This is a genomic window from Streptomyces sp. NPDC051183, from assembly GCF_040682455.1.
In the GTDB taxonomy this organism is placed as follows: Bacteria; Actinomycetota; Actinomycetes; order Streptomycetales; family Streptomycetaceae; genus Streptomyces.
Map to the genome: position 1 here is coordinate 26,623 of NZ_JBFBBA010000005.1, position 26,341 is coordinate 52,963.

Genomic DNA, 26,341 nt, shown 5'->3' on the forward strand with positions numbered 1-26,341 from the left:
GTTCCTCGGCGCCTCACGGCGCCCCGGCGCCTCAACGCTCGCTGTCGTACGCCTCCGTCAGCACCCGCGCCCGCTTCACGTCGTCCGCGATGGCCTCCAGCAGCCCGTCCAGCGACTCGAACTTGGCCATCCCCCGCACGTACGCGAGGAAGTCGACGGCCACGTGCATGCCGTACAGGTCCAGCCCGACCCGGTCGATCGCGTACGCCTCCACGGTCCGCTCGGTGGCGTCGAACTGCACGTTCGTACCGACCGAGATCGCCGCCGGCATCCGCTCGCCGTCAGCCGTCAGCCAACCCGCGTACACACCGTCCGCCGGGATCGCGGTGTGCGGCTGCGTCTCGACGTTCGCCGTCGGGTAGCCGAGCTCGCGCCCGCGCTGCGCACCGCGCACCACGACGCCCTCGACCCGGTGCGGCCGCCCCAGGATCTCCGCCGCGCCGTCCATGTCGCCCTCGGCGACCAGCTTGCGCGCCAGCGTCGAGGAGAACGGCACTCCGCCGCCCGCCTCTCCGCGCTCCACCAGGTCCACGACCTCGACCTCGTAGTCGTACGTGCTGCCCAGCTCACGCAGGAAGTCGACATTCCCGGCGGCCCGGTGGCCGAACCGGAAGTTGGGGCCCTCGATGACCGCGCGCGCGTGCAGCTTGTCGGCGAGCACCTTCACGATGAAGTCGGCCGGGGACAGCTGCGAGAACTCCGCCGTGAACGGCAGGATCAGCAGCGCGTCCACACCGAGCCCGGCCATCAGCTCGGCGCGCCGGTCGTACGGCGCCAGGATCGGCGGGTGGCTGCCGGGGCGGACGACCTCGCTGGGGTGCGGGCTGAAGGTGACGACGACCGACGGCACGCCGAGCTCGCGGGCCTTGGCCACGGCCCGCCCGATGATCAGCTGGTGGCCCCGGTGAACGCCGTCGTAGGAGCCGATGGTGACGACGCTGCGTCCCCAGTCCTGGGGGATGTCCTCCAAGCCACGCCAGCGCTGCACTGTGACCGCTCCTCGCCCGAACCGTGTAGTCCCTGTACTGATTGCCGATTGCAGGTCTAAGACTGCCATGCCGGTGGCCGGTGCCCATCATCGGCGTCAGGCTGGGACTTGTACCGTGTCCGCCGGGTCAGGCCGGGGCCGCGCCTCCGGGCCCGCCGCGGCCGAGGGTCTCCAGCGCGCGGCGCGCTCCGGGCCCGAGCAGCGCCGCCGCCTCGGTGCCCGCCTCCGCCAGCCACTGGGCGGCCAGCGCGCCGAAGGCCGGGCGCGACCGGGCCAGCTCCACGGTCCGCCGCTCGAACACCGCGGGCCCGCCCGGCGCCCGCAGCAGCTGCCGCCCGGTGCGCCTCAGCAGCTCCCGGCTACGGGCCTCGGGGCGCCCGGCGGCCCCCTCGGCGACGGCTCCGAGGAAGGCTTCGAGCACCACCGGGTCCGTCTCCTCGCGCAGCAGTACGTCGGCGAGCTCGCCCCGCAGCGTGTACGAGGGCTCCCCGCCGGGCGCGGCCAGCACGGCCGCCAGCTCCGCCCGGACCACCGGCGGGCCGGACCGGAGCAGGTCCAGCACCAACGGGCGGAGCACGGGCGCGGCGGCCAGGCCCTGTTCGAGCCGCCGGTCCACGAACGCGGCGGCGTGCGGTGCGTCCTGCGGGTTGCGCGCGAGGTGCTCCCGTACGAGGTCGCCCGCGCGGCGCGCCAGCCCCGGCGTGGTCAGCGCGGCCAGGGCGCGCACCACCTCCCCGTCGGCCCGGGCCCGCAGGGCGGCGAACACCGCGTCCGGGTCGGGCAGTACGGGCAGGGCGGCGACCAGCGCGGAGGCGGGCAGCCGCGACCCGCGGTCGGGGTCGCGGAAGCAGGACAGGGCGTCGGGCAGGTACCGGGCGCGCACCTGGGGGTCGCGCAGCAGCATCCCGAGGGCGCTGCCGTGCAAGGTGGCGTCGCCCGGGCGCGAGAGCAGGGTCTGGGCGGCGTAGCGCAGCAGCTCGCGGTCGGCGGGCGTGCGGACGTGCGGGGCGGTGGCGAGCCCGTAGGCGGCGGCCGCGACGCGCCGCCCGGGGCGCTCGTCGTGGGCCCAGCGGTCGACGGCCCGGCACAGGGCGGAGGGCTCGTCCTCCGCGAGCACCGTGAGCAGCTCGTCGGCGCGGGGGTGCGCGGCGGTGACGAGGGCCTCGGTGAGGTCGTCGACGGCGAGGCCGCGGTGCGTGTGCAGGAGCGCCTGGGCGGCGGTGGCGACGGTCGCCCCCGGACGGCCGAGCAGCCGCCGCTCGTCGGTGAACCAGGCGCAGAGCAGGGGCTGTGCGAGCCGGGGGTCGCGGACGAGGCGGCGGGCCGCGGCGTCGAGGTAGCGGTGGTCGCTGGGGAGCATCCGGCGGAGCAGGTCGAGGCGGTCGGACTCGGGAAGCCGCAGCCGGTTCCAGAACCAGCCGTCGAACTCCTCCTGCCGGCCCGTGTGGGCGATGTGCTCGGCGAGGGCGTGCAGGACGGGCAGGTGCGGACGGGCGGTGGGGGCGCGCAGCAGGGTCTCGCGCAGCAGCCGGCCGGCCCACCAGGCGGGCTCGGGGGCGGGGTCGGCGTTCAACGCCCGTACGAGGCGCATGAGATGGGGTCCGGCCTCGTCGGAGGCGAGCCTGCGCAGAGCCTCCAGCACGGGCCCGATGCGGTGCCGGGGCACGCTGTGGCCGGGGCCCTCCAGGGCCGCGAGGGCGGCCGGCAGGTCGAGGTGGCCGGACTGGAGCCAGTCGGCCAGTTCCTCGTGGGCGAAGCGGTAGCCGGGCCCGGCGGGCACGAGCAGCCCCTCGGTGAGCACGGCGGAGGCCCAGCCGGTGCGCCAGGGGAACAGCTCCTCGAAGGCGGCCCGGTCCAACGCCCCCCGCCCGGGCCCCAGACAGCGCCGCGCGGCCTCGTGCACCTGCCCCGCCACCCGCGCGGCCAGCCGCCCCACCCCGGGCCCGTACGCCACGCCCCCACCCCAGCAGTCCCCCGCCACCGCGCCGTGGCCGCTACCCGCGCCGTACGCCGCCGGGCCGGTGCCGACACCCGTGCCGTACGCCGCCGAGCGGCCGGTCCCCGGAGCCGCGCCGGGACCAGGGCCGAACCCCGCCGGACCGGCAGCCGCGCCGGAGCTGGGCCGGTACGCCGCCGGGCCGGTGCCGACACCCGTGCCGTACGCCGCCGAGCGGCCGGTCCCCGGATCCGGGCCGGGACCAGGGCCGAACCCCGCCGGACCGGCAGCCGCGCCGGAGCTGGGCCGGTACGCCGCCGGCCCGGTGCCGACACCCGTGCCGTACGCCGTCGCACCGGAGCCCGGGCGGGCGGCCTTGGCCGTGCCGCGGTCGTACGCCACCGCGCCGGTGTCCGTGTCGGTGCCCAGGCGGTACGCCGCCGGACCCGTGCGGGTAGCGGAACCCGTACCCGGGCCGCCGGGACCGGCCTCGCGGGGTCTGGGGAGCAGGGCGGCGCCGGCCGCGGCGATGCGGACGGCCACGCGGAGGCACATCAGGTCGAGGTGGGCCCCGAAGACCTCCTCGCGCCCCGGCCGGCCGTCGGTGACCTCGGCGGCGCGGACGCCCGCCAGCAGGTGCAGGGTGAGCGGATGCCTGCTGTCGGACTCCCGGACCGCGTCGGCCGGGACCCCCAGTCGGGCCCGGGCCCGTTCGGCCTCCGCCGGGGTGAAGTCGCCGATCGGGACCGCGGACGGCAGCCTCCTGGCGGGCCGCGCCGGGACGTGCAGCACCTCGGGCGGGTACAGGGCCCCGGCCTGCTCCCAGTGCTCGGGCCGGGCCGCGACGACCAGCCGGGCCCCGGTCTCCCGCAGCCACCGCACGGTGCCTTCGGTCCAGGTTCCGAGCCCCTGGCCGAGCTCCGCGGGCATCTCCTCGGGCGCGTCGAGCACCACGACCAGCGCCCGCCCGGCCCGCCGGGCCAGCCACGCCACCCGCTCCCCCGTCCCCCGGCCACCGCCACCGCCACCGCCACCGCCGTCCGCCGCGCCGGCGGCGGTCGCGGGCGCGGGGGCAGTGGCGACGATGCGGGCCGCCTCGGCCAGCGCCCGCGCCACCGCGTCGGCCAGAGAGGCGTCGGCGGACCGCAGATCGGCGCCGCGGAGCCAGAGCGTCGGGGCCGGGCAGGCGCCGCCGGCCCGGCGGACGGCCAGGGCCGACAGGGCCGTGGTGCGGCCCGTCCCGGGGTGCCCCACCAGCGCGAGGACCAGGCGGTCGCCGGAGGCGAAGGCGTCCAGCTCGGCGGCGACGGCCGGTCGGTCCACCGGCTCCGGGCTGCGTGACGCGAAGGCCGCGCCGAGGGTGGTCCCGGTGAGTTCCAGCCCGCCGGCGAGGTTGAGGTCGCAGCCGTAGCCCGGCACGGTGGCGGCGTTGCGCCGGAGCAGCACGGCCAGCGGCCCGTCCGGATCGGCCGCGGCGGCCGCGGCCAGCGGCACCGCGAACCCGCCCGAGCGGTGCTCCGCCTGCAGAGCGGTGCCCAATACCGCGAGCACCGCTCCGGTCCCGGCATCCAGCACCGGCCCGCCGCACGCCTCTCCGCCGAGGCGGAGCGCGTCCTGCCCGTCGGTCCCGATGGCCAGCTCCAGCGCCGCCGGCAGCATGTGGAAGCGGTCCGTGGCCGTGTAGGTGACCTCCGCGGGACCGAGCACCCGCGCCTGTCGCCATCCCCGCGCGGGCAGCCGTACGTACGTCCCGGGAGCAACGTCCTCCCGTATCGCCACCGGCAGCGGCCGCACCCCGAGCCCGTCGGTCCGTACCAGCGCCAGCCCGCACTCCGGCAGCGCCGTCACGTCCGGGGCATCCGCGAGCCAGGTCCGCTCCCCGGGGCCGTGCAGCACCACCCGGGCCAGCCCGTCCACGGCCTCGTGGCTGGTCACCACCGTCCCGCAGTCGTCGGCGACGAACCCGCTGCCCCGCGGCCGCCCGGCGAGATCGCAGATCCTCACCAGGTCCGCGGTGATCCCTCCCGGCCCGCCGGGCCCACCCGGCCCGCCAAGCCCCTCCGGTCCGCCCAGCCCGCCGACCCAGGTAGCCCCGTCCGCGTCCGCCATCGCCGCACCACTTTCGCCACGCCCCCCGCCACGCCCGTGCTCACGACGGTAGGCACGTGAAGATCAGCGGGAAAAGATCGTGGGACGAAAGCGCCCCCATACGCTCCCTCCATTCACTCCGAGCGCCTGCTCGGACGGGTGAATACGGGGGTCCGGGTGGATAGAGACCTACCCGAGGGGGGTCGTGGAGCGGTGAGCAGCAGTCGATGTGCGCTCACCGCTCCACGTCAATCAGGAACCTCAGACGAAGACCGCGAGGGACTTGGCCTTGCCGCCCTTGTTCTCGACGAGTCCGAGGAGCTGTCCGTCGGGCCCGTAGACCGCCACCGTCCGCCCGGCCTCGTAGGCCTCCGGCATCTCCAGCCGCACGCCGTTGCCCAGCAGCGACGCCCGCCGGGCGTCCAGGTCCCAGCGCGGGAAGGCCGCGGCGGCCGCCTCGCCGATCGGCATGACGGTCAGCTCCTCCTGGAGCTGGTCGAGGGTCCGCGCCCGGTCGATCTTGTACGGGCCCACGCGCGTGCGCCGCAGCGCCGTCAGGTGCCCGCCCACGCCGAGGTCGGCGCCCAGGTCACGGGCGAGGGCGCGGATGTACGTACCGCTGGAGCAGACGACGGAGACGACGAGGTCGACGACCTTGGTGCCGTCCTCGGCCTGCGCCTCCCGCATGTCGTACACCTGGAACGACGAGATCGTCACCGGCCGGGCCGGGATCTCGAAGTCCTCGCCGTCGCGGGCGCGCTTGTAGGAGCGCACGCCCTTGATCTTGATGGCGCTGACCTTGGACGGGACCTGCATGATCTCGCCGGACAGCTTGGCGATGCCTGCGTCCACGCCGTCCCGGGTGACCCCGGAGGCGTCCGTGGACGAGGTGATCTCGCCCTCGGCGTCGTCCGTCAGGGTGTTCTGCCCCAGCCGGATCGTGCCGAGGTACTCCTTCTCCGTCAGCGCGAGGTGGCCGAGGAGCTTGGTGGCCTTCTCGACCCCGAGCACCAGGACACCCGTCGCCATCGGGTCGAGCGTGCCGGCGTGGCCGACGCGGCGGGTCTTGGCGATCCCGCGCATCTTGGCGACCACGTCGTGCGAAGTGAAGCCGGACGGCTTGTCGACGATGACAAGGCCGTCCGGAGTCTTCCCTGCGTTGCTGCTCATTCCGCGGCTGCGTCCTCGTCGGAGTCGTCGGCGTCCTCACCGGGCTTCTTGTACGGGTCGGCGTCGCCGGCGTACTTCGCACCGGAGGAGACCTCGCGCACCTGGGCGTCGGAGGCGCGCGCCTTGTCGAGGAGGTCCTCGATGGTCTTGGCGTTCTCCGGGAGGGCGTCCGCGACGAAGGTCAGGGTGGGCGTGAACTTGGTGCCCGCCGCCCGGCCGACCGCGGAGCGCAGTACGCCCTTGGCGCTCTCCAGGCCCGCTGCCGCGCTGGCCCGGTCCTCGTCGTCACCGTAGACCGTGTAGAAGACCGTGGCCTCCCGCAGGTCGCCGGTGACCCTGGTGTCCGTGATGGTCACGTGCGTACCGAGGCGGGGGTCCTTGACACCACGCTGCAGCTTCTCGGCCACCACCTCCCGGATGAGGTCCGCCAGCTTCTTCGCCCGCGCATTGTCGGCCACTGGTCCGTCTCCTTCTTTGTCTTGCAGTCAGTCTTCATCACCGTGCAGCCGCCGTCGTACCGACAGCAGCTCCACTTCCGGACGTGCCGCGACCAGCCGCTCGCAGCGGTCCAGTACGTCCGAGAGGAACCCCGCGTCCCCACTCACCAGAGCGACCCCTATACGGGCCCTGCGGTGCAGGTCCTGGTCGCCCACTTCAGCCGCGCTCACGGAGAACTTGCGCTGGAGCTCGGCCACGATGGGCCGGACGACGGAGCGTTTCTCCTTCAGCGAGTGAACGTCGCCGAGGAGCAGATCGAAGGACAGAGTCCCCACGTACATGCAGTTCCGGATATCCCGCCGGTGCGGGTTCGGTGGCCTGCCGGCCGTCGCGCGGCAGGGTCACCAGAACCGTACACGCAACGGCCGGGGCCGATCGACGGATATTCCGCCGACCGGCCCCGGTGTTACGAGTTACGACACGGTGCGAACCGCCTCGCGCTTACGCGCGGGGCTTCTCGCGCATCTCGTACGTCGCGATGACGTCGTCGATCTTGATGTCGTTGTAGCTGCCGAGGTTGATACCGCCCTCGAAGCCTTCGCGAATCTCGGTGACGTCGTCCTTGAAGCGGCGCAGACCGGAGATGTTGAGGTTCTCCGCGATGACCTTGCCATCGCGCAGCAGGCGCGCCTTGGTGTTGCGCTTGACCTCGCCGGAGCGGATGAGGACACCCGCGATGTTGCCCAGCTTGGACGAGCGGAAGATCTCGCGGACCTCCGCCGTACCGAGCTCGACCTCTTCGTACTCCGGCTTGAGGAGACCCTTCAGGGCCGCCTCGATCTCCTCGATGGCCTGGTAGATCACCGAGTAGTAGCGGACGTCGACGCCCTCGCGGTCCGCCATCTGCGCGGCACGGCCGGCCGCACGGACGTTGTAACCGATGACGATGGCGTCGGAGCCCATCGCCAGCGAGATGTCGGACTCGGTGACCGCACCCACACCGCGGTGCAGGACCCGGATGTCGACCTCTTCACCGACGTCGAGCTGGAGCAGCGAGGACTCGAGAGCCTCGACCGCACCGGACGCGTCGCCCTTGATGATGAGGTTGAGTTCCTGGACCAGACCGGCCTTGAGCACGGAGTCGAGGTCCTCGAGGGACACGCGACGGACGCGCTTGGCGAAGTTGGCGTTGCGCTCGCGCGCAGCACGCTTCTCGGCGATCTGACGGGCCGTACGGTCCTCGTCCACGACGAGGAAGTTGTCGCCGGCGCCGGGGACGTTGGTGAGACCCAGGACCAGGACGGGGGTCGACGGACCCGCTTCCTCGACGTTGTTGCCCTTGTCGTCGAGCATGGCGCGCACTCGGCCGTAGGCGTCGCCCACGACCATCGTGTCGCCGACGCGGAGGGTACCGCGCTGGACGAGGACGGTGGCAACGGCACCGCGGCCGCGGTCGAGGTGGGACTCGATCGCAATACCCTGAGCGTCCTGCTCCGGGTTGGCGCGCAGGTCGAGCGAGGCGTCGGCGGTGAGGACGACGGCCTCGAGCAGGGAGTCGATGTGCAGACCCTGCTTGGCGGAGATGTCGACGAACATCGTGTCGCCGCCGTACTCCTCGGCGACCAGACCGAACTCGGTGAGCTGACCGCGCACCTTGACCGGGTCGGCACCCTCGACGTCGATCTTGTTGACCGCGACGACGATCGGGACGCCGGCGGCCTTGGCGTGGTTGAGCGCCTCGATCGTCTGCGGCATGACGCCGTCGTTGGCCGCGACCACGAGGATCGCGATGTCGGTCGACTTCGCACCACGGGCGCGCATGGCGGTGAACGCCTCGTGACCCGGGGTGTCGATGAAGGTGATCTTGCGGTCTTCGTCGTTGACCTGGGCGCTGACCTGGTACGCACCGATGTGCTGCGTGATGCCGCCGGCCTCGCCCGCAACGACGTTCGTCTTGCGGATGGCGTCGAGCAGTCGGGTCTTACCGTGGTCGACGTGACCCATGACGGTCACGACCGGCGGACGCGCGACGAGGAACTCCTCGCCACCCTCATCCTCACCGAACTCGATGTCGAAGCCCTCGAGGAGCTCGCGGTCCTCTTCCTCCGGGCTGACGATCTGGACGACGTAGTTCATCTCGCCGGCCAGCATTTCGAGCGTCTCGTCGGAGACGGACTGCGTGGCAGTGACCATCTCGCCGAGGTTCATCATCACGGCGACGAGCGACGCCGGGTTGGCGTTGATCTTCTCCGCGAAGTCGGTGAGGGACGCACCGCGCGACAGGCGCACGGTCTCGCCGCCACCGCGCGGCAGCATCACGCCGCCGACGGACGGGGCCTGCATGGCCTCGTACTCCTGGCGCCTCTGACGCTTCGACTTGCGACCACGACGGGCCGGACCGCCGGGACGGCCGAACGCGCCCTGCGTGCCACCACGGGCACCGGGACCGCCGGGACGCCCGCCGAAGCCGGGACGACCGCCGCCACCGGCACCGGCCGGACCGCCACCGAAGCCGCCGCCACCGGGACGCGGGCCGCCGAAGCCGCCACCGCCGCCGGGACGCGAGCCCGGACCGGCCGGACGGCCGGCGAAGCCGCCGCCCGCGGGACGGCCTGCGCCGCCGCCGGGACGGGGACCGCCCGCACCGGGACCACGGCCACCGGGGCCGCCACCGGGACGGGGACCGGGACCACCGGCAGCGGGACGCTGCGGCATCATGCCCGGGTTCGGACGGTTGCCGCCGGGAGCACCACCAGGACGCGGGGCGCCGCCCTGCGGACGGGGCATGCCGCCCGGGGTCGGACGGCCCGCACCCTGGCCCTGGGGACGCGGAGCGCCGCCGGGACCGCCCTGCGGACGGGGAGCACCCTGGCCGCCGCCGGCGCCGGGGGCACCGGGACGGGGAGCGCCGGCCGGACGGGGCGCCTGCGGGCGCGCCATGCCGGTGGAGCCACCAGAGGTGAAGGGGTTGTTGCCCGGACGGGGACCGGCCGGACGGGCGCCCTGGGGACGCGGGGCCGCGGAGCCGGGGGCACCGGCGGGCCGCTGCGCCTGGGGGGTAGCACCGGCCGGGCGCGGGGCGCCGGGACGGGCGCCGGCCTGGCCGCCCTGACCCTGCGCCGGACGCTGCTGCGCCGGACGGGGGCCGGGAGCCGCGGCGGCGGGACGCTCGGTGCGCGCCGGGGCGGCGGGAGCCGCCGGCGGCGCGGAGAACTCGGTCGCCACGGGAGCCGCCGGAGCGGGCTTCGGGGCGGCCGGGGCCTTCGGGCCGGGACGCGGGCCGGAGGCGGCCGGAGTCACCGGGGCGGGCGCCGCGGCGGCCGGAGCCTCTGCGACGACCGGCTTGGGGGCCGGTGCACCGGGCTTCGGGGCAGCGGGACGTGCGGGACCCGGGGTCGGGGCCCCGGGCTTTGCGGGCGCGGCGCTACGGGGCGCGCCCGGCTTGGCAGCGGACTTGCCGGCGTTGCCGCCGGGCCCCTGCAGTGCGTCGGTCAACTTGCGCACAACCGGCGCCTCGATCGTCGAGGACGCCGAACGGACGAACTCACCGAGTTCCTGGAGCTTGGCCATGACGACCTTGCTCTCAACTCCGAACTCCTTGGCGAGTTCGTATACCCGGACCTTAGCCACTTCGCTCCTTTTAGGTCCGGGTTACGCCGGACCGTTGCTACTTCATGGGCGTACTCATCGCGTACTCATCGAGTGCTCATCGCAATCTCGACCTACTTCCAACTCGCGAGGTACCTGACCGCACGGGGTATCCGTGCCGTTCTACGTCTTACGGTGTCGCCCCGGCCTCACCGGCCACGGCTTTGCGGAGTGCCGTCGTGTCGAGTGCTCCTGCGGACCTGAGGGCCCGGGGGAACGCCCGGCGACGAACCGCCTGGTCGAGGCAGACCACGGCAGGGTGCACATAGGCACCCCGGCCGGGCAGCGTACCGCGAGGATCGGCGACGCATTCGTCACTGATCGCCACGATGCGCAGCAGATCGCTCTTGGCCGCTCGCTCCCGACACCCCACACAGGTGCGTTCGGGGCATGCGCGGGCTTGCGTCCGGCCAGACACGCCTAAGTCTACCTCCCCGTACCGACCTCACCCCTTCAGGTGAAAAATCGAACGGATGTTGTCGTGATCCATTACGTCGCGGCTTGCCGCCCAAACCTCGGCGGCGGGCGGCCGCGCCCGTTGCAGGACTCTGTTGTGGTACCTGTCTACCGCCCGGGTAGCCCCGGGCGGTACCGGTTTATTCCCCGTCCCGGCCCCGGTCCCGGTCGCCGTCCGGGGTCGTCTCGGTGTCGGGACGGATGTCGATGCGCCAGCCGGTGAGGCGGGCGGCGAGGCGGGCGTTCTGGCCCTCCTTGCCGATGGCCAGCGACAGCTGGTAGTCGGGCACGGTCACCCGGGCGGAGCGGGAATCCCAGTCCACGACCTCGACCTTGCTCACCCGGGCGGGTGACAGCGCGTTCGCGACCATCTCCGCCGGGTCGTCCGACCAGTCGACGATGTCGATCTTCTCGCCGTGCAGCTCGGCCATCACGTTGCGCACGCGGCTGCCCATCGGGCCGATGCAGGCGCCCTTCGGGTTCAGGCCCGAGCGGGTGGACCGTACGGCGATCTTGGTGCGGTGACCGGCCTCACGGGCGATGGCGCAGATCTCGACGCTGCCGTCGGCGATCTCCGGGACCTCCAGCGCGAACAGCTTCTTGACCAGGTTGGGGTGGGTGCGCGACAGGGTCACGGACGGACCGCGGACACCCTTCGCCACCCGCACGACGTACGCCTTGATGCGGATGCCGTGCGTGTACTCCTCGCCGGGGACCTGCTCCTGCACCGGCAGGATGGCCTCGAGCTTGCCGATGTCGACGAGGACGTTCTTCGGGTCCTTGCCCTGCTGCACGACGCCGGTGATGACGTCGCCCTCACGGCCGGCGAACTCGCCGAAGGTCAGGTCGTCCTCGGCGTCGCGCAGACGCTGCAGGATCACCTGCTTGGCGGTCGTCGCGGCGATGCGGCCGAAGTCCGACGGGGTGTCGTCGAACTCCTTGGCCTCCTGGCCCTCTTCCAGATCCCGCGGGTCCTCCGTCGCCCATACGACGACGTGGCCATTGGTGCGGTCCAGCTCCACGCGTGCGCGCCGGAAGCTTCCCTCGGTGCGGTGGTACGCGATGAGGAGGGCCGACTCGATCGCTTCGACGAGCAGGTCGAAGGAGATCTCCTTCTCCCGGACCAGACCCCGCAGGGCACTCATGTCGATGTCCACGGCTACGCCTCCTCTTCCTTCTTGTCCTTGCGGTTGAACTCGATCTCGACACGCGCCTTGGCGATGTCGGTGAATGCGATGCGCCGGGCGGTCGCCTTGCGGCCCTTCACGCCCGGGACTTCGAGGTCCATGCCCTCGTCGTCGATGTCGATGATGCGGGCGATGACTTCCCCGCCCGGCTCCAGCTGGAACTTCACGAGACGGCCGATAGCCCGTACGTAGTGACGGTGCTCGGTCAGCGGGCGGTCCGCGCCCGGCGAGCTCACTTCGAGGACGTACTCGTCCTCACCCATCACATCGGTCTCGTCGAGCAGGTCGGAGACCTCGCGGCTCAGCTCGGCGCACGCGTCCAGCTCCACGCCCTCGTCGGAATCCACGATGATGCGCAGCATGCGGCGCTTGCCCGCCTTGGACATCTCGATGTCCTCGAGGTCCAGGCCCTTGGCGGCGACGAGCGGCTCCAGCAGTCCGCGCAGCCTGTCGCTCTGGGGGGTGCTCATCCGGGTGACTCCTCGGCCGCGTGTGCTGTTGTGGTTTCCGTCGTGCGTCAGGACAAAGGGTATCCGGTCGCGGAGGGTGTTGCCGTCCGCCCTGTGGACAGGGCCCCGGGTACGGTGATCACACCTGCCCCCGCCATCACCCCGAGGACGTCCCCGTGCCCTGGACCATGCCTTTGCGGCCCTCGCGAAGGAGCCTGCTCGCCGGCGCCGCCGGCGCGGCCGGCGCCGTGCTGCTCACCGGCTGCTCCGAGGGGAGCCCTGCCGACGAGGACTTCGGGATTCCACTCGAACGGCGGATGCGCGAGACGGCTGTTCGTGACAGCGAGCGGCTGCTGGAACGTTACGACGCGACCACCGCCGCCCATCCGGCCCTCGCGCAGCGCCTCGCCCCGCTGCGTACGGCGGTCGCGGCGCACGCCGCCGCCCTCGCCACGGCGGACCGGGGCTCGGGCGCCGGTTCGGGCGCCGGTTCGGGCGCCGGTTCGGCCGGGAAGGCCTCCGGCGCGCCGGCCGGTACGGCCGCGCCGTCCGCGGCGCCGAGCGGCGGGCCCGTCCCCCCGAAGCCCGCCGACGCCCTGACCGGGCTCGCGGACGCCGAGCGGAGCCTGGCCGAGGAGCGGACCATCGCGCTGGCGGGCGCCCCCGGGGAGCTGGCCCGGATGCTGGCCTCGGTGGCCGCCTGTGGCCATGTGCACGCGTACCTGCTGACCTCGACCCCGGGAGACACCGCGTGAAGCCCGAGCCCTCCCCCGCGAACCACCCCCTGGAGGCCGCGCAGTCGGCGCTCGCCGCCGAGCACGCGGCCGCGTACGGCTACGGCGTGATCGGCGCCCGGGCGGCCGCGGCCCGCCAGGGCGAGGCCCGCGATGCGTACGGCGGCCACCTGGCCCGCCGCGACGCGCTGGCCCGCGCGGTGCGCGAGATGGGCGGTTCGCCCCGGCCGGCGGAGGCCGCGTACACCCTGCCGTTCACGGTGCGCACGCCCGCCGACGCCGAGCGGCTGGCCGCCGAGATCGAGGACCGGGTGGCGGGCGCGTACTCCGATCTGGTGCGTGCGGCGGATGGCCCGCTGCGCCGCGAGGCGGCCGACGCGCTGAGCGCCGCGGCCGTGCGGGCCGCACGCTGGCGCGGTGTCGGCGTAGCCTTCCCAGGGCTCACGGAAAAGCGCTGATCGGAGCGCGATGAGCGCAGCTCAGCTGAAAGGGAACACGCACGCATGGCTTTCGAACCGCCGCAGCGGCTGGTACGGGCGCTCGGCGAGACGCCGGAATCCGCTCAGGACACCGACTGGCTGGGGCAGTTGCCCCGATTGGCGGAGGCCGCGCTGGCCCGGCGTGATGTACGGGCCCAGCGGGTGCAGGCCCCCGGCGGCCGCAGCAGCCTGGTGCTGCTCGTCCGGTACGCCGACGGGACCCCGGCCGCGCTGAAGCTGGCCCCGCCGCACGCCCGCCCCGACCGGGAGCTGGCCGCGCTGGCGCACTGGGCCGGGTTCGGGGCCGTACGGATCCTCGACTCGCGGCACCACGCCGAGGACGGGGGGCTGCTGCTGGAGCGGCTGCACCCCGAGGTGTCGCTGCGGTCGCTGCCCGAGGCCAAGGCGCTGCTGGAGGCCAGCGGGACCCTGCGCAGGCTGTGGGTGGCCGCACCGGAGGGCCACGCCTGGGAGACGGTGGCGCAGCGCACCGACCGGCAGGCCGCGGCCCTGCGCAAGGCCGAACCGGAGGCCGCGGCGCTGGCCGCCGTCGCCCTCGCGGTCCGCGAGGAGCTGACGGCCGTACCCGGTGAGGAACTGCTGCTGCACGGGAACTTCCGTCAGGGCAAGGTGCTGGCGGGCGACCGGGCGCCGTGGCTCGCGGTGGGTCCGGACCCGCTGGTGGGCGAGCGGGCGTACGACCTGGCGCGGCTGGTCCGGGACCGGTTGGAGGACCAGGTCGCCTCCTCGGCGGGGGCGGCGGGGGCCCGGCGGCGGGTGAACAAGCTGGCCGACTCACTGGAGGTGGACCGGGACCGGCTGCGGGGCTGGACGCTGTTCCGGGCGGTCGAGTCCGGGAACCGGGCCCTGGCCGCGGGACGGCGGCAGGACGCGGAGCTGCTGCTGGAGTTCGCGGGCTGGCTGTAGGGCATACCGTAGGTAAAGAGGTATGTCCGGCAGGGGGCCGTCATGGTCGAAGAACTGCTGACAGCGGGAATCGCCGCCGGCGTGGGCGTCGCGTTCTACGTGGGCGCCGCGGCCCGGGTGGTGAAGCAGTACGAGCGGGGCCTGGTCTTCCGCTTCGGTCGGCTGCGGGAGAGCATCCGCGGGCCCGGATTCACCGTGATCGTCCCCGGTGTGGACCGGCTGCGGAAGGTGAACATGCAGATCGTGACGCTGCCGGTGCCGGCCCAGGAGGGCATCACCCGGGACAACGTCACCGTGCGCGTGGACGCGGTCGTGTACTTCAAGGTCGTCGATCCGGCGAACGCGATCGTGGCCGTGGAGGACTACCGCTTCGCCGTGTCGCAGATGGCACAGACCTCACTGCGGTCGATCATCGGAAAGTCGGACCTGGACGACCTGCTCTCCAACCGGGAGATGCTCAACCAGGGTCTGGAGCTGATGATCGACAGCCCGGCCGTGGGGTGGGGCGTGCAGATCGACCGGGTCGAGATCAAGGACGTGTCCCTGCCGGAGACGATGAAGCGGTCGATGGCCCGGCAGGCGGAGGCGGACCGCGAGCGGCGGGCGCGGGTGATCAACGCCGATGCGGAGCTCCAGGCCTCGCACAAGCTGGCCGAGGCCGCCGCGGTGATGTCCGACCAGCCCGCGGCGCTCCAGCTGCGGCTGCTCCAGACCGTGGTGGCGGTCGCGGCGGAGAAGAACTCCACGGTGGTCCTGCCGTTCCCGGTGGAGCTCCTGCGCTTCCTCGAACGCGCCACGCCGCCTGCCGGTTCGGCTGCGCCGTCGGAGCCGGAGCCCGGGCCCCAGCCGGAGCCGACGCCCGAGCCCCAGCCCCAGCCGTCGGCGGAGCCGGGTCCGGAGCAGCCGCGCGGGTAGACCGCTGCGCGGAGCCCAGCCCCGGGCTCCTCCCGGACCCTCCCCCGGACTCCGTCCGGGGGGACTCCCTCTCAAACACCGGCGAGGCTGGATTTGGGCTGATGCCGCCTTTCGGCAGAGCCCCGGCAGCGGCGCCGCCGGCGGGTCAGGTCAGGCGGGCGAGGGCCTCCGCGAGCGGGAGCTCCTCGCGGGTGCCCGCGGCGCGGTTCTGGAGCTCGACCACCGACTCCGCGGAGCGGCGGCCCGCCACCAGGATCCACGGCACGCCGATCAGCTCCGCGTCCGTGAGCTTGACCCCCGGGGAGAGCCCCGGCCGGTCGTCCAGCAGGACCCGCAGGCCCGAGGCGGCCAGGGCGCTCGCCGCCTCCTCCGCCAGCGCGAGCGGCACGGCCTTGCCCGCCGCGACCACGTGCACGTCCGCCGGGGCCACCGCGGCCGGCCAGCACAGGCCTCGTCCGTCGGCCGTCTGCTCGGCCAGCGCCGCCACCGCCCGGGAGACGCCGATGCCGTACGAGCCCATCGTGACGCGGACCGGCTTGCCCTCGCGCCCCAGCACGTCGAGACCGAACGCGTCGGCGTACTTGCGCCCGAGCTGGAAGATGTGGCCGATCTCGATCGCCCGGTCCAGGCTCAGGCCGGAGCCGCAGGAGGGGCACGGGTCGCCGGGCTCGACGACCACCACGTCCAGGTACCGGTCCACCTCGAAGTCCCGCCCGCAGACCACGTTCCGGGCGTGCGTGTCGGCCTTGTTGGCCCCGGTCACCCATGAAGTGCCGGGCGCCACGCGGGGGTCGGCGAGGTAGCGGACCTTGTCCAGGCCCTGCGGGCCGACGTAGCCCCGTACGAGGTCCGGCCGGTCGGCGAAGTCCTCCGCCGTCACCAACTCCACCACCGCCGGGGCCAGGTGCTCGCCCAGCTTGCCGAGGTCGACCTCGCGGTCCCCGGGCACGCCCACGGCGACGATCTCGCCGTCCACCTTCACCAGGAGGTTCTTCAGCGTGGCCGACGCCGGTACGCCGAGCAGTGCGGCCAGGGACTCGATGGTCGGGGTGTCGGGGGTGTCGAGCTCCTCGACCGGGCCGTGTTCGCCCTCCACCGGGGCCAGGGCGAAGGTCACCGCCTCCGTGTTCGCCGCGTAGTCGCAGGAGGGACAGTCCGCGAAGGTGTCCTCGCCCGCCTGCGCCGGGGCCAGGAACTCCTCCGAGGCCGATCCGCCCATCGCCCCGGACACCGCGGACACGATGCGGTGGTCCAGGCCGAGCCGCTCGAAGATGCGTACGTAGGCCTCGCGGTGGAGCCGGTAGGACTCCACCAGGCCCTCGTCGCTCACATCGAAGGAGTAGGAGTCCTTCATCTGGAACTCGCGGCCGCGCAGCACGCCCGACCGGGGCCGCGCCTCGTCCCGGTACTTGGTCTGGATCTGGTAGAGCATGACCGGCAGGTCCTTGTAGGACGTGCACTGGTCCTTCACCAGCAGGGTGAAGATCTCCTCGTGCGTGGGTCCGAGGAGGTAGTCCGCGCCCTTGCGGTCCTTGAGCCGGAACAGCAGGTCCCCGTACTCCGACCAGCGACCGCTGACCTCGTACGGCTCCTTCGGCAGCAGCGCCGGGAGCAGCACCTCCTGGGCCCCGATCGCGTCCATCTCCTCGCGGACGATGCGCGAGACGTTGTCCAGGACCCGCTTGCCGAGCGGCAGCCAGGTCCACACACCGGCCGAGCTGCGCCGGACGTACCCGGCGCGGACCAGGAGGCGGTGGCTGAGGGTATCGGCGTCGGCCGGATCCTCGCGGAGGGTCTTGGCCAGGAGGCTGGACATGCGCTGAACGTGATGCGTCGACATGGGACGGGAGGCTACCGGGGGTCGCCCGGGCCCCGAAATCGAATTCAGCGCCTGGTCAGCGGCAGCGGTGCGCCCATGACGGCGTACGGGAGGCTCGCGCTCGGGAAGTGGACCTGGCGGGCGAGGTCCGTGTAGCCGAGGGCGCGGTAGAGCCCGCGGGCCGGGCTGTCGGTGTCGATGGCGGAGAGGATCGAGCGCGGCTCGTCGGCGCCGTCGGTGATCCGGGTGATGAGCGCGCGGCCGACGCCGTGGCCCTGGAACCCGGGGTGGACGTGCAGTTCGGTGATGACGAAGGAGCCGTCGAGCCAGTCGTCGTGGCCGCCGGCCCGCAGGTAGGGCTCGACGACGGTGGACCACCAGTGGGTGCGGTCGTTCGGCATTCCGTAGACGAAGCCGGCCAGCGCCTCGTCCTCGGTGAAGGCGCCGAGCGCGCGGGCGCCGCGGCAGGTCATGTGGCGCTGGACGATGTAGCGCCGGATGCCGACCTCCTCCTCGCTGAGCCCGAAGGCCAGGGCCTGCACGCGCAGGGCCTCGTCCACGCGGCGGGCGAGGTCGAAGGGCCCGATGCGGAGTCCGGCGGGCCGGTCGGGGTCGTCGACCCCGGGCGTAGGCATCATGCGGGTGACCTTACTGGGCGGCCCCGGCCTGCCGGTATGCCCTGGCGGCGAGGCATCCCGTCCTGTCGGGTCCGGCTCGGTCCGGCCGGGTCCGGGGCCTGGTCCTAGAAGAGCACGCTCATGAACGCGCCCACCTCGCGGAAGCCCACGCGCAGGTACGCCGCCCGTGCGGCGGCGTTGAAGTCGTTGACGTAGAGGCTGACCACGGGCGCCACGTCCCTCAGCGCGTACTCGACCACGGCGGCCATGCCGGTCTCGGAGTGGCCGCGGCCGCGGAACTCGGGGGCCACCCAGACGCCCTGGATCTGGCAGGCGCGGCGGGTGGCGGCGCCGATCTCGGCCTTGAAGACGACCTTGCCGTCCTCGATGCGGGCGAAGGACCTGCCGGTGGAGACGAGTTCGGCGACCCGGGCCTGATAGAGCAGACCGCCGTCGCCGGCCATCGGGGAGATGCCGACCTCCTCGGTGAACATGGCCACGCAGGCGGGCATGATCAGGTCCATCTCGTCCTTGCGGATCCGGCGCACCAGCGGGTCGGGCCGGACCTCGGTGGACGGCTGCTCGGTGACCATGAGCGGCTGGTGGGAGCGGACGTCGCGGGCCGGTCCCCAGCTGGGCTCCAGGAGCTGCCACAGCAGCCGGGTGGCCTCGGCGGGGCCCACGATGGAGGAGCAGCGCCGGCCGGTGCGGCGGGCCCGGTCGGCGAAGGCGCGGACGGCGTCGGGTCCGGCGCAGACGGGGACCAGGTTGGCGCCGGCGTAGCAGAGGGAGCGGAGCTCGCCGTCGGCGTACCAGCCCCACATCTCGCCGCCCAGGCGCCAGGGGTCGAGTCCGGCGACCTGGACCCGCGAGGTGACGAAGGCGTTCTCGACCGGCTCGCGTCCGAGGATTTCGAGCGCGGCGTCGAGATCACTGGGCTCAAGGACCCGGGTCGTGGTCTGCGTCAACACTGGGGCCTCACCATGCAAGTCTGCTGATCTCCGAACTGTACCCGCAGCCGTCGGCGGATGCCGTGCGCCCCGGGTCACGAAAAGGCCCCGGCCCCGCCCGCGAGCTGCGGGAACGGGGCCGGGGCGGAGCGCGGGGATCGGGCCGGTGGCCGGGGGCCGTGACCGGATCAGACGCCGATGGCAACCGTCGGCTCGCCCGACATGACGCCGTCCTTCTCCATCTGCTCGGCGATCTTCATCGCCTCTTCGATGAGGGTCTCGACGATCTTCGACTCGGGGACGGTCTTGATGACCTCGCCCTTCACGAAGATCTGGCCCTTGCCGTTGCCGGAGGCGACGCCGAGGTCGGCCTCACGGGCCTCGCCGGGGCCGTTGACGACGCAGCCCATGACCGCGACGCGCAGCGGTACCTCCATGCCCTCCAGGCCCGCCGTGACCTCCTCGGCCAGCTTGTAGACGTCCACCTGGGCGCGGCCGCAGGACGGGCAGGAAACGATCTCCAGGCGGCGCGGCTTGAGGTTCAGCGACTCCAGGATCTGGGTGCCGACCTTGATCTCCTCGACCGGCGGGGCGGAGAGGGAGACGCGGATGGTGTCGCCGATGCCCTCGGAGAGCAGCGCGCCGAAGGCGACGGCGGACTTGATGGTGCCCTGGAAGGCCGGGCCGGCCTCGGTGACGCCGAGGTGCAGCGGGTACTCGCACTGGGCGGCCAGCTGGCGGTAGGCGTTGACCATGACGACCGGGTCGTTGTGCTTGACCGAGATCTTGATGTCGCTGAAGCCGTGCTCCTCGAAGAGGGAGGCTTCCCACAGCGCGGACTCGACCAGCGCCTCGGGGGTGGCCTTGCCGTACTTCTTCAGCAGCCGCGCGTCGAGCGAGCCGGCGTTGACGCCGATCCGGATCGGGGTGCCCGCGTCCTTGGCGGCCCGCGCGATCTCCTTGACCTTGTCGTCGAACTGCTTGATGTTGCCCGGGTTCACGCGGACGGCCGCGCAGCCGGCGTCGATCGCGGCGAAGACGTACTTCGGCTGGAAGTGGATATCGGCGATGACCGGGATGTTCGACTTCTTCGCGATCACCGCGAGCGCGTCGGCGTCGTCCTGCGTCGGGCAGGCGACGCGGACGATGTCGCAGCCGGAGGCGGTCAGCTCTGCGATCTGCTGGAGCGTCGCCCCGATGTCGGAGGTCCGGGTGGTGGTCATCGACTGCACCGAGATCTGTGCGTCGCCACCGACGGCCACGGAACCGACCTGGATCTTGCGGCTGACCCTGCGGTCGGCAAGCTTCGTCGGCACGGCCGGCATTCCGAGAGAGATGGCAGTCATCTGCTGTGCAACCCCAAGGTGTGGATCAAGGTCCCGAGATCGGCGGGCTCCAGCCTTCGAGATTACGCCAATCAACGCGCGCCCCGCGCATCCGAGGGGGTGCACCACCCGAACGTAGGGAGCCGGGCACGATGCGTGCCCGGCTCCGGTACCCGTGATGCGACAACGGGACGTACTAGGTGATCTTGATCGGGTTCACCACGTCGGCGATGAGCACGAGCGTCGTGAAGCAGATGAAGATCCCGGCCACCACATAGGCGGCGGGCATCAGCTTCGCCACGTCGAACGGACCCGGGTCGGGGCGCCGGAAGACCTTGGCCACCGCGCGCCGCAGCGACTCCCACAGGGCGCCCGCGATGTGCCCGCCGTCCAGCGGCAGGAGCGGGAGCATGTTGAAGAGGAACAGCGAGAGGTTGAAGAACCCGACGAGCTGGAGGAAGAACACCAGCCGCTGCTCGGCCGGGATGTCCAGGGTCGCGATCTCGCCGCTGATCCGGGCCGCTCCGACGATGCCCATCGGGGAGTCCTGCTCGCGCTCGGCACCGCTGAAGGCCGCGTTCCACAGGGCCGGGACCTTGGCGGGGAGCCTGAGCAGCCCCTGCACGCTGTTGTCGACGACCTCGCCCAAGTGCTCCACGGACTGGCCGAAGCCGAGCGGGGCGATTTCACTCTTGGGGCTGAAGCCGAGCCAGCCGGCCGTCACGTACTCGCCCTTGAGGTACCCGCCGTGGCCGTCCGTCTTGGCGACCTTGTTCTCGATCAGGTTCACCGGGAGGGTGACCTGCTGGCCGTCGCGCAGGACGGTGACGGTGGCCGGGCCCACGGTGTCGCGGATCCGCTTCTGCAGGGTGGCCCAGTCGGCCACCTTGTGGCCGTTGAAGGCCGTGATGCGGTCGTCCGCCCGCAGGCCGGCGGCCTTGGCGGGGGCCACCGGGTCGCCGTCCCTGCAGATCTCGCGCTTCTCGCTCTGCTGGATCACGCAGGGCGAGACGCTCGCGACCTGGGTGGTCGTCTGGCTCAGCCCGAAGGTCATCCAGACCCCGAAGAAGATCGCCAGCGCGAGCACCAGGTTCATGAAGGGACCGGCGAACATCACGATGACGCGCTTCCACGGCTTGCGCGTGTAGAAGAGCCGCGTCTCGTCCCCGGGCTTCAGCTCCTCGTACGCCGCCGAGCGCGCGTCCTCGATCATCGAGCGGAAGGGCGAGGTCGACCGGGCGGTGACCTTGCCGTCCTCGCCCGGCGGGAACATGCCGATCATCCGGATGTAGCCGCCCATGGGGATGGCCTTGATCCCGTACTCGGTCTCGCCCTTGTGGCGCGACCAGATGGTCGGGCCGAAGCCGACCATGTACTGCGGCACGCGGATGCCGAAGAGCTTGGCCGTGGAGAGGTGGCCGAGCTCGTGCCAGGCGATCGAGACGAGCAGGCCGAAGACGAAGATCAGTATCCCGATCACCGTCATGAGTGCCGTCATGCGCCCGCCTCCACTGCGGCCCGCGCCGCCATCTCCCGTGCCCGGGCCCTGGCCCAGGTCTCCGCTTCAAGGACGTCCGCGACGGTGAGGGAAGTTCCCGCGTCCGGCGTCCCGTGCTCATCGACCACGGCAGAGACCGTATCCATGATTGCTGTGAACGGCAGCCGACCGGCCAGGAACGCCTCTACGCACTCCTCGTTCGCCGCATTGAACACGGCGGGCGCGGTGCCGCCCAGGGTACCGACGTGCCGGGCCAGGCCCACCGAGGGGAAGGCCTCGGTGTCCAGCGGGAAGAACTCCCAGGTCGAAGCCTTGGTCCAGTCGAAGGCGGGGGCCGCGTCCGGGATCCGCTCGGGCCAGCCGAGGCCGATCGCGATCGGGCCGCGCATGTCCGGCGGGGTCGCCTGGGCCAGCGTGGAGCCGTCCGTGAACTCCACCATGGAGTGCACGTAGGACTGCGGGTGGACCACGACCTCGATGCGGTCGAAGGGGATGTCGTAGAGGAGGTGGGCCTCGATGACCTCCAGGCCCTTGTTGACCAGGGTCGCCGAGTTCACGGTGATCACCGGGCCCATCGCCCAGGTGGGGTGCGCGAGGGCGTCCTTGACGGTGACGTGGGCGAGCTCGGCGTGGGTGCGGCCGCGGAAGGGACCGCCGGAGGCGGTGACCACGAGCTTGCGGACGTCGGCGCGCGTGCCGGCCGCGAGCGCCTGGAACAGCGCCGCGTGCTCGGAGTCCACCGGGATGATCTGGCCGGGCTTCGCGAGGGCCTTCACCAGCGGGCCGCCGACGATCAGCGACTCCTTGTTGGCGAGGGCCAGGGTCCGGCCCGCCCGCAGCGCGGCGAGCGTGGGCGCGAGGCCGATGGAACCGGTGATGCCGTTGAGGACGGTGTGGCACGGGGAGGCCGCGAGTTCGGCGGCCGCGTCGGGCCCGGCCAGGATCTCGGGCAGCGGCTCGGAAGCCGGGTACTGGGCGCTCAGCGCCTCTTTCAGGGCCGGTACGACGTCTTCGCGCGCGACGGCCACGGCGTTCACGCGCAGCTGCCGGGCCTGCTCGGCCAGCAGCCCGACGCGCCCGCCGGCGGCGGACAGCGCGGTCACCCGGAACCGGTCCGGGTTGCGCAGGGCGAGGTCGATGGCCTGGGTGCCGATGGATCCGGTGGACCCCAGGATGACGATGTCCCGGCGGCCGGCCGCGGGGTCGAAGAGGAGGTGCGGATCGGCGAGGGGGGCTGGACGGTCGCTCATGCCCCCATTGTTGCCGCAACTCACGGGCGCTCGGACACGGAGCCCCCGTCCGTGACCCGCAGGAGCAGGTGCGGCAGCGTTCCGGCGAATTCCGGGAGTGTCCGCGCGGCCCGCCACCAGGCGTCCGGGTCGTCGCCGAGGGCCACCGCGAACAGCCGGTCCGCCTCCGCGCGCGCGGCCAGCACGGCCTCGGGACGGTCGTGCCGGTCGGGGTGGTCGATGTCGCCGAGCCAGTGGTCCTCGTCGAGGGCCCAGCAGGCGGGCAGCTTGTGCCGGACCACGTCGGCGCCGGTGAGCAGCCCGCGGTCCAGGCAGTCCCGTACCCAGCGGATGTCCTCCTGGACGGTCTCCATGGGGACGGCGAGGCTGGCCAGGGCGAGTTCGCGCTCCACGTCCCCCGAGGGCTCCTCGGCGGAGGGGGCGAGGCGGGCCACGGCCTCGGCCAGCCCGGGCACCGGCGGCCCGTCCGGCGGCTCGGGCAGGGAGGCGTAGCGCACCCCTGCCACCAGCTCGGGCAGGCCGCCGCGGAAGGTGTGGGCGTGCCGGAGCAGTTCGGCCCACAGGCGCGGGTCCTCCCCCAGCGGGGCCAGGGCGGCGCGCAGGGCCGTGAGCATCCCGGCCCGTTCGGGCAGGGTCCAGCGCAGGCCGCCGGTCACGGGGAGGCGGGCGAGCAGCAGTGCGAGGCGGGCGGGGCGGACGTCGGTGACGAGCTCGCCCTGGGTGAGAAGGCCCATCCGTACGGCGCGGACGGCGGGCCGGTACCAGGAGGGCCCGTACGACCGGGCCGCGCCCGGGAGGGCGAGCAGGCCCCGGGAGATGTTCAGGGGGAGGCCGCCGCGGAGCAGCAGGGCCTCGACGGAGCCGGGCGGCAGCGGATCCCGCGCGTGCTCGATCCACAGCAGCTCGGGGTCGGGTTCGTGCGGGAGGGCGAGGATGCCGAGCGGGACCCTCGGGCGGTGCGTGCCGTGGCGGCGCAGCAGCCGTACCAGTTCCTCGGCACCGAGGGGCCCGTCGGCGGGGTCGCGGCCCAGCTCGGCGGCGAGCACGGGCAGGAGTCCGGGCGGGGTCCGGCGCCGGGCGTAGCGGGCGGGCCCGGGCAGGCCGGGCAGCGGCCGGCCGACGACGCGGGGGTTGCGGGCGATGTAGCCGCGGTCCTCCGCGCTGCCGTGGCGCAGCAGGAGGGTGACGGCCGAGGCGGGCAGCCATTCGTCGCGGCACAGGTACTTGCGGGTCGGCCGGTCGAGCCGGTCGAGCAGGCCGGCGGCGATGTGGTCCGTTGCGTGGCGCAGCAAGTGCGCCACGCACCAGGCCAGCCGTCGGCTGTTGCGGTCTTCCACGGCCGTCGACATCTCGGTCCGCCAGCTCTCGTACTCGTGCTCGTACATCCGTCCTATGACTGCCGATGATCGCAGGTCAGCGAATGGGACGGTGCACGTTTTTCTGTGCGGAGGGGCCGGGGGCGGCGTCGGCGATCCACGGGCCGTCGCCCGAGGGGTCGAGGACGCCCTCCTCCAGCCAGGTGTAAGTGCCGGACAGGACGCCCGCGACGACCTTGCGGTCCAGTTCGTCGGTGTTGTCCCAGAGCCGGCCGAAGAGCTCCTCGACGCGGAGCCGGGACTGCCGGCAGAAGGCGTCGGCGAGCTGGTAGGCCTCGCGACCGTGGTCGTCGGTCGCGCGCAGGTGCTCGGCGCGGACGCAGGCCGCGCTCATGGCGAACAGTTCGGCGCCGATGTCGACGATGCGGCCGAGGAAGCCCTGTTTGGTCTCCATGCGGCCCTGCCAGCGCGACATGGCGTAGAAGGTCGAGCGGGCGAGTTTGCGGGCGCCGCGCTCGACGTAGCGCAGGTGGGTGGCGAGGTCGGGGTGGCCGTCGGGGTGGAAGGCGCGGTAGGTGCCGGGGACCTGGCCCGCGCCGGTGGCGAGCTTGGGCAGCCAGCGGGCGTAGAACCCGGCCGCCCTGGCGCCCGCCCTGGCCTTGTCGCCGAGCGCCTTCTCGGGGTCGATGAGGTCGCCGGCGACCGAAAGGTGGGCGTCGACGGCCTCGCGGGCGATCAGCAGGTGCATGATCTCCGTCGAGCCCTCGAAGATCCGGTTGATGCGCAGGTCGCGGAGCATCTGCTCGGCGGGGACGGCCCGTTCGCCGCGGGCGGCCAGGGACTCGGCGGTCTCGAACCCGCGCCCGCCGCGGATCTGGACGAGTTCGTCGGCCATCAGGCAGGCCATCTCGGAGCCGTACAGCTTTGCGAGGGCGGCCTCGATGCGGATGTCGTTGCGGTCCTCGTCGGCCATCTGGGAGGCGAGGTCCACGACCGCTTCGAGGGCGAAGGTGGTGGCCGCGATGAAGGAGATCTTCGCTCCGACGGCCTCGTGCCGAGCGACCGGGCGGCCCCACTGCTCCCGCACCCCGGACCATTCGCGGGCGATCTTCAGGCACCACTTCCCGGCGCCGACGCACATGGCGGGCAGCGACAGCCGGCCGGTGTTGAGCGTGGTCAGCGCGATCTTGAGCCCGGCGCCCTCGGCTCCGATGCGCTGGCCGGCCGGGACCCGTACCCCGTGGAAGCGGGTGACGCCGTTCTCCAGGCCGCGCAGGCCCATGAAGGCGTTGCGGTGCTCGACGGTGATGCCGGGCGAGTCGGCCTCGACGACGAAGGCGGTGATGCCGCCCCGGTGGTTCTCGGACTTCGGCACCCGGGCCATCACCACGAGGAGGTCGGCGACCACCCCGTTGGTGGTCCACAGCTTCACGCCGTCGAGGACGTACGCGTCCTCGCCGTCCGGGACGGCCGTGGTGGCCAGGCGCGCCGGGTCGGAGCCCACGTCGGGCTCGGTGAGGAGGAAGGCGCTGATGGCCGTGGTGGCGCAGCGCGGCAGGTAGGCGTCCTTCTGCTCCTTCGTGCCGAACATCTTCAGGGGCTGCGGTACGCCGATCGACTGGTGGGCGGAGAGCAGCGCCCCGATGGCCGGGCTGACCGAGCCGACGAGGGCGAGCGCCTTGTTGTAGTACACCTGGGTCAGGCCGAGGCCGCCGTACTCGGTGCCGATCTTCATGCCGAGCGCGCCGAGCTCCTTCAGCCCGCGCACGGTCTCGTCGGGGATCTTCGCCTCGCGCTCGATGCGGGCCGCGAGCCCGTCGGCGAGCGCCGTTTCGCAGAACTCCCGCAGCCGGGCCAGGAAGGCCTCGCCTCGCCGGACGTCCTCGTCGGCGGGCAGCGGGTGGGGGTGGATCAGGTCCAGGCGGAAGCGCCCGAGGAACAGTTCCTTGGCGAAGCTGGGCTTGCGCCAGTCCTGCTCCCGGGCCGCCTCCGCGACCTGCCGTGCCTCGCGCTCGGTCACCTTGGGCTGTACGGGCTGTGTTGCGGACATGCGGGGACTCACCTCGCCGCCGGAGTCGGTCGTACCGGCCTACTGGCCGGTGCTACCTGTGAGTCGTACCCGTTTCCGGCAGTCCGGAAAAGGGGGACGGC

The 26,341-nt window shown here is 73.1% G+C and carries 21 protein-coding genes; 4 read left to right on the forward strand and 17 right to left on the reverse strand.

The window, feature by feature from the left end:
• Positions 1-31: 31 nt before the first annotated feature.
• From AB0M99_RS05795 to rimP, 9 genes are all read right to left on the reverse strand, one after another.
• Entirely contained in the window at positions 32-988 is a 957-nt protein-coding gene (locus tag AB0M99_RS05795) for a bifunctional riboflavin kinase/FAD synthetase (protein ID WP_365917411.1), read from the reverse strand.
• A gap of 127 nt (positions 989-1,115) precedes the next feature.
• Positions 1,116-4,928, reverse strand: a complete 3,813-nt coding sequence (locus AB0M99_RS05800) for a serine protease (protein WP_365917412.1) — start codon at positions 4,926-4,928, stop codon at positions 1,116-1,118.
• A 345-nt stretch (positions 4,929-5,273) separates the two neighbouring features.
• On the reverse strand, positions 5,274-6,182 hold the full coding sequence (gene truB / locus AB0M99_RS05805) for a tRNA pseudouridine(55) synthase TruB (protein WP_365917413.1): 909 nt from the start codon (positions 6,180-6,182) through the stop codon (positions 5,274-5,276).
• Positions 6,179-6,640, reverse strand: a complete 462-nt coding sequence (gene rbfA / locus AB0M99_RS05810; protein WP_365917414.1) for a 30S ribosome-binding factor RbfA — start codon at positions 6,638-6,640, stop codon at positions 6,179-6,181. The genes truB and rbfA overlap by 4 nt, the downstream gene beginning before the upstream one ends.
• 27 nt (positions 6,641-6,667) lie before the next feature.
• Positions 6,668-6,961: a DUF503 domain-containing protein gene (locus tag AB0M99_RS05815; protein ID WP_030651158.1), complete on the reverse strand. Its 294-nt coding sequence runs from the start codon at positions 6,959-6,961 to the stop codon at positions 6,668-6,670.
• Positions 6,962-7,121: 160 nt separating this feature from the next.
• On the reverse strand, positions 7,122-10,250 hold the full coding sequence (gene infB, locus AB0M99_RS05820) for a translation initiation factor IF-2 (RefSeq protein ID WP_365917415.1): 3,129 nt from the start codon (positions 10,248-10,250) through the stop codon (positions 7,122-7,124).
• 148 nt (positions 10,251-10,398) lie between these two features.
• Positions 10,399-10,686, reverse strand: coding sequence for a YlxR family protein (locus AB0M99_RS05825; protein ID WP_365917416.1), 288 nt, complete (start codon positions 10,684-10,686; stop codon positions 10,399-10,401).
• 178 nt (positions 10,687-10,864) lie between these two features.
• Complete coding sequence (gene nusA, locus AB0M99_RS05830; RefSeq protein WP_365917417.1) at positions 10,865-11,881, reverse strand: transcription termination factor NusA; 1,017 nt, start codon at positions 11,879-11,881, stop codon at positions 10,865-10,867.
• A gap of 2 nt (positions 11,882-11,883) precedes the next feature.
• A complete protein-coding gene (rimP, locus tag AB0M99_RS05835) occupies positions 11,884-12,381 on the reverse strand; it encodes a ribosome maturation factor RimP (RefSeq protein ID WP_365917418.1) in 498 nt (165 codons plus the stop codon).
• A gap of 155 nt (positions 12,382-12,536) precedes the next feature.
• On the opposite strand from rimP, the gene AB0M99_RS05840 reads away from it, so the two are divergent.
• From AB0M99_RS05840 to AB0M99_RS05855, 4 genes are read left to right on the forward strand one after another with little or no spacing between them, the layout of a single operon-like run.
• A complete protein-coding gene (locus AB0M99_RS05840) occupies positions 12,537-13,115 on the forward strand; it encodes a hypothetical protein (RefSeq protein ID WP_365917419.1) in 579 nt (192 codons plus the stop codon).
• Positions 13,112-13,552 carry a ferritin-like domain-containing protein gene (locus AB0M99_RS05845; RefSeq protein WP_365917420.1) on the forward strand — a complete coding sequence of 147 codons (441 nt, stop codon included), beginning with the start codon at positions 13,112-13,114 and terminating at the stop codon, positions 13,550-13,552. Before AB0M99_RS05840 ends, AB0M99_RS05845 begins: the two co-directional genes overlap by 4 nt.
• A gap of 45 nt (positions 13,553-13,597) precedes the next feature.
• Complete coding sequence (locus tag AB0M99_RS05850) at positions 13,598-14,500, forward strand: aminoglycoside phosphotransferase family protein (RefSeq protein ID WP_365917421.1); 903 nt, start codon at positions 13,598-13,600, stop codon at positions 14,498-14,500.
• Positions 14,501-14,542: 42 nt separating this feature from the next.
• Complete coding sequence (locus AB0M99_RS05855) at positions 14,543-15,415, forward strand: slipin family protein (RefSeq protein ID WP_365917422.1); 873 nt, start codon at positions 14,543-14,545, stop codon at positions 15,413-15,415.
• Positions 15,416-15,560: 145 nt separating this feature from the next.
• On the opposite strand, the gene AB0M99_RS05860 is transcribed toward AB0M99_RS05855, so the two are convergent.
• From AB0M99_RS05860 to AB0M99_RS05895, 8 genes are all read right to left on the reverse strand, one after another.
• Positions 15,561-17,255: a proline--tRNA ligase gene (locus AB0M99_RS05860; protein WP_365917423.1), complete on the reverse strand. Its 1,695-nt coding sequence runs from the start codon at positions 17,253-17,255 to the stop codon at positions 15,561-15,563.
• A gap of 44 nt (positions 17,256-17,299) precedes the next feature.
• A complete protein-coding gene (locus AB0M99_RS05865; protein ID WP_365917589.1) occupies positions 17,300-17,869 on the reverse strand; it encodes a GNAT family N-acetyltransferase in 570 nt (189 codons plus the stop codon).
• A gap of 107 nt (positions 17,870-17,976) precedes the next feature.
• Positions 17,977-18,822 (reverse strand): GNAT family N-acetyltransferase, encoded by an 846-nt coding sequence (locus AB0M99_RS05870; protein ID WP_365917424.1) that lies wholly within the window; start codon positions 18,820-18,822, stop codon positions 17,977-17,979.
• 167 nt (positions 18,823-18,989) lie between these two features.
• Positions 18,990-20,147 carry a flavodoxin-dependent (E)-4-hydroxy-3-methylbut-2-enyl-diphosphate synthase gene (gene ispG, locus AB0M99_RS05875; RefSeq protein WP_365917425.1) on the reverse strand — a complete coding sequence of 386 codons (1,158 nt, stop codon included), beginning with the start codon at positions 20,145-20,147 and terminating at the stop codon, positions 18,990-18,992.
• Between the two features lie 175 nt (positions 20,148-20,322).
• Complete coding sequence (locus tag AB0M99_RS05880) at positions 20,323-21,624, reverse strand: site-2 protease family protein (protein ID WP_365917426.1); 1,302 nt, start codon at positions 21,622-21,624, stop codon at positions 20,323-20,325.
• Positions 21,621-22,874, reverse strand: a complete 1,254-nt coding sequence (gene dxr / locus AB0M99_RS05885; RefSeq protein WP_365917427.1) for a 1-deoxy-D-xylulose-5-phosphate reductoisomerase — start codon at positions 22,872-22,874, stop codon at positions 21,621-21,623. The genes AB0M99_RS05880 and dxr overlap by 4 nt, the downstream gene beginning before the upstream one ends.
• A 20-nt stretch (positions 22,875-22,894) precedes the next feature.
• A complete protein-coding gene (locus AB0M99_RS05890) occupies positions 22,895-24,259 on the reverse strand; it encodes a hypothetical protein (protein ID WP_365917428.1) in 1,365 nt (454 codons plus the stop codon).
• Between the two features lie 28 nt (positions 24,260-24,287).
• Positions 24,288-26,240 (reverse strand): acyl-CoA dehydrogenase family protein, encoded by a 1,953-nt coding sequence (locus AB0M99_RS05895; RefSeq protein ID WP_365917429.1) that lies wholly within the window; start codon positions 26,238-26,240, stop codon positions 24,288-24,290.
• Positions 26,241-26,341: the final 101 nt, after the last annotated feature.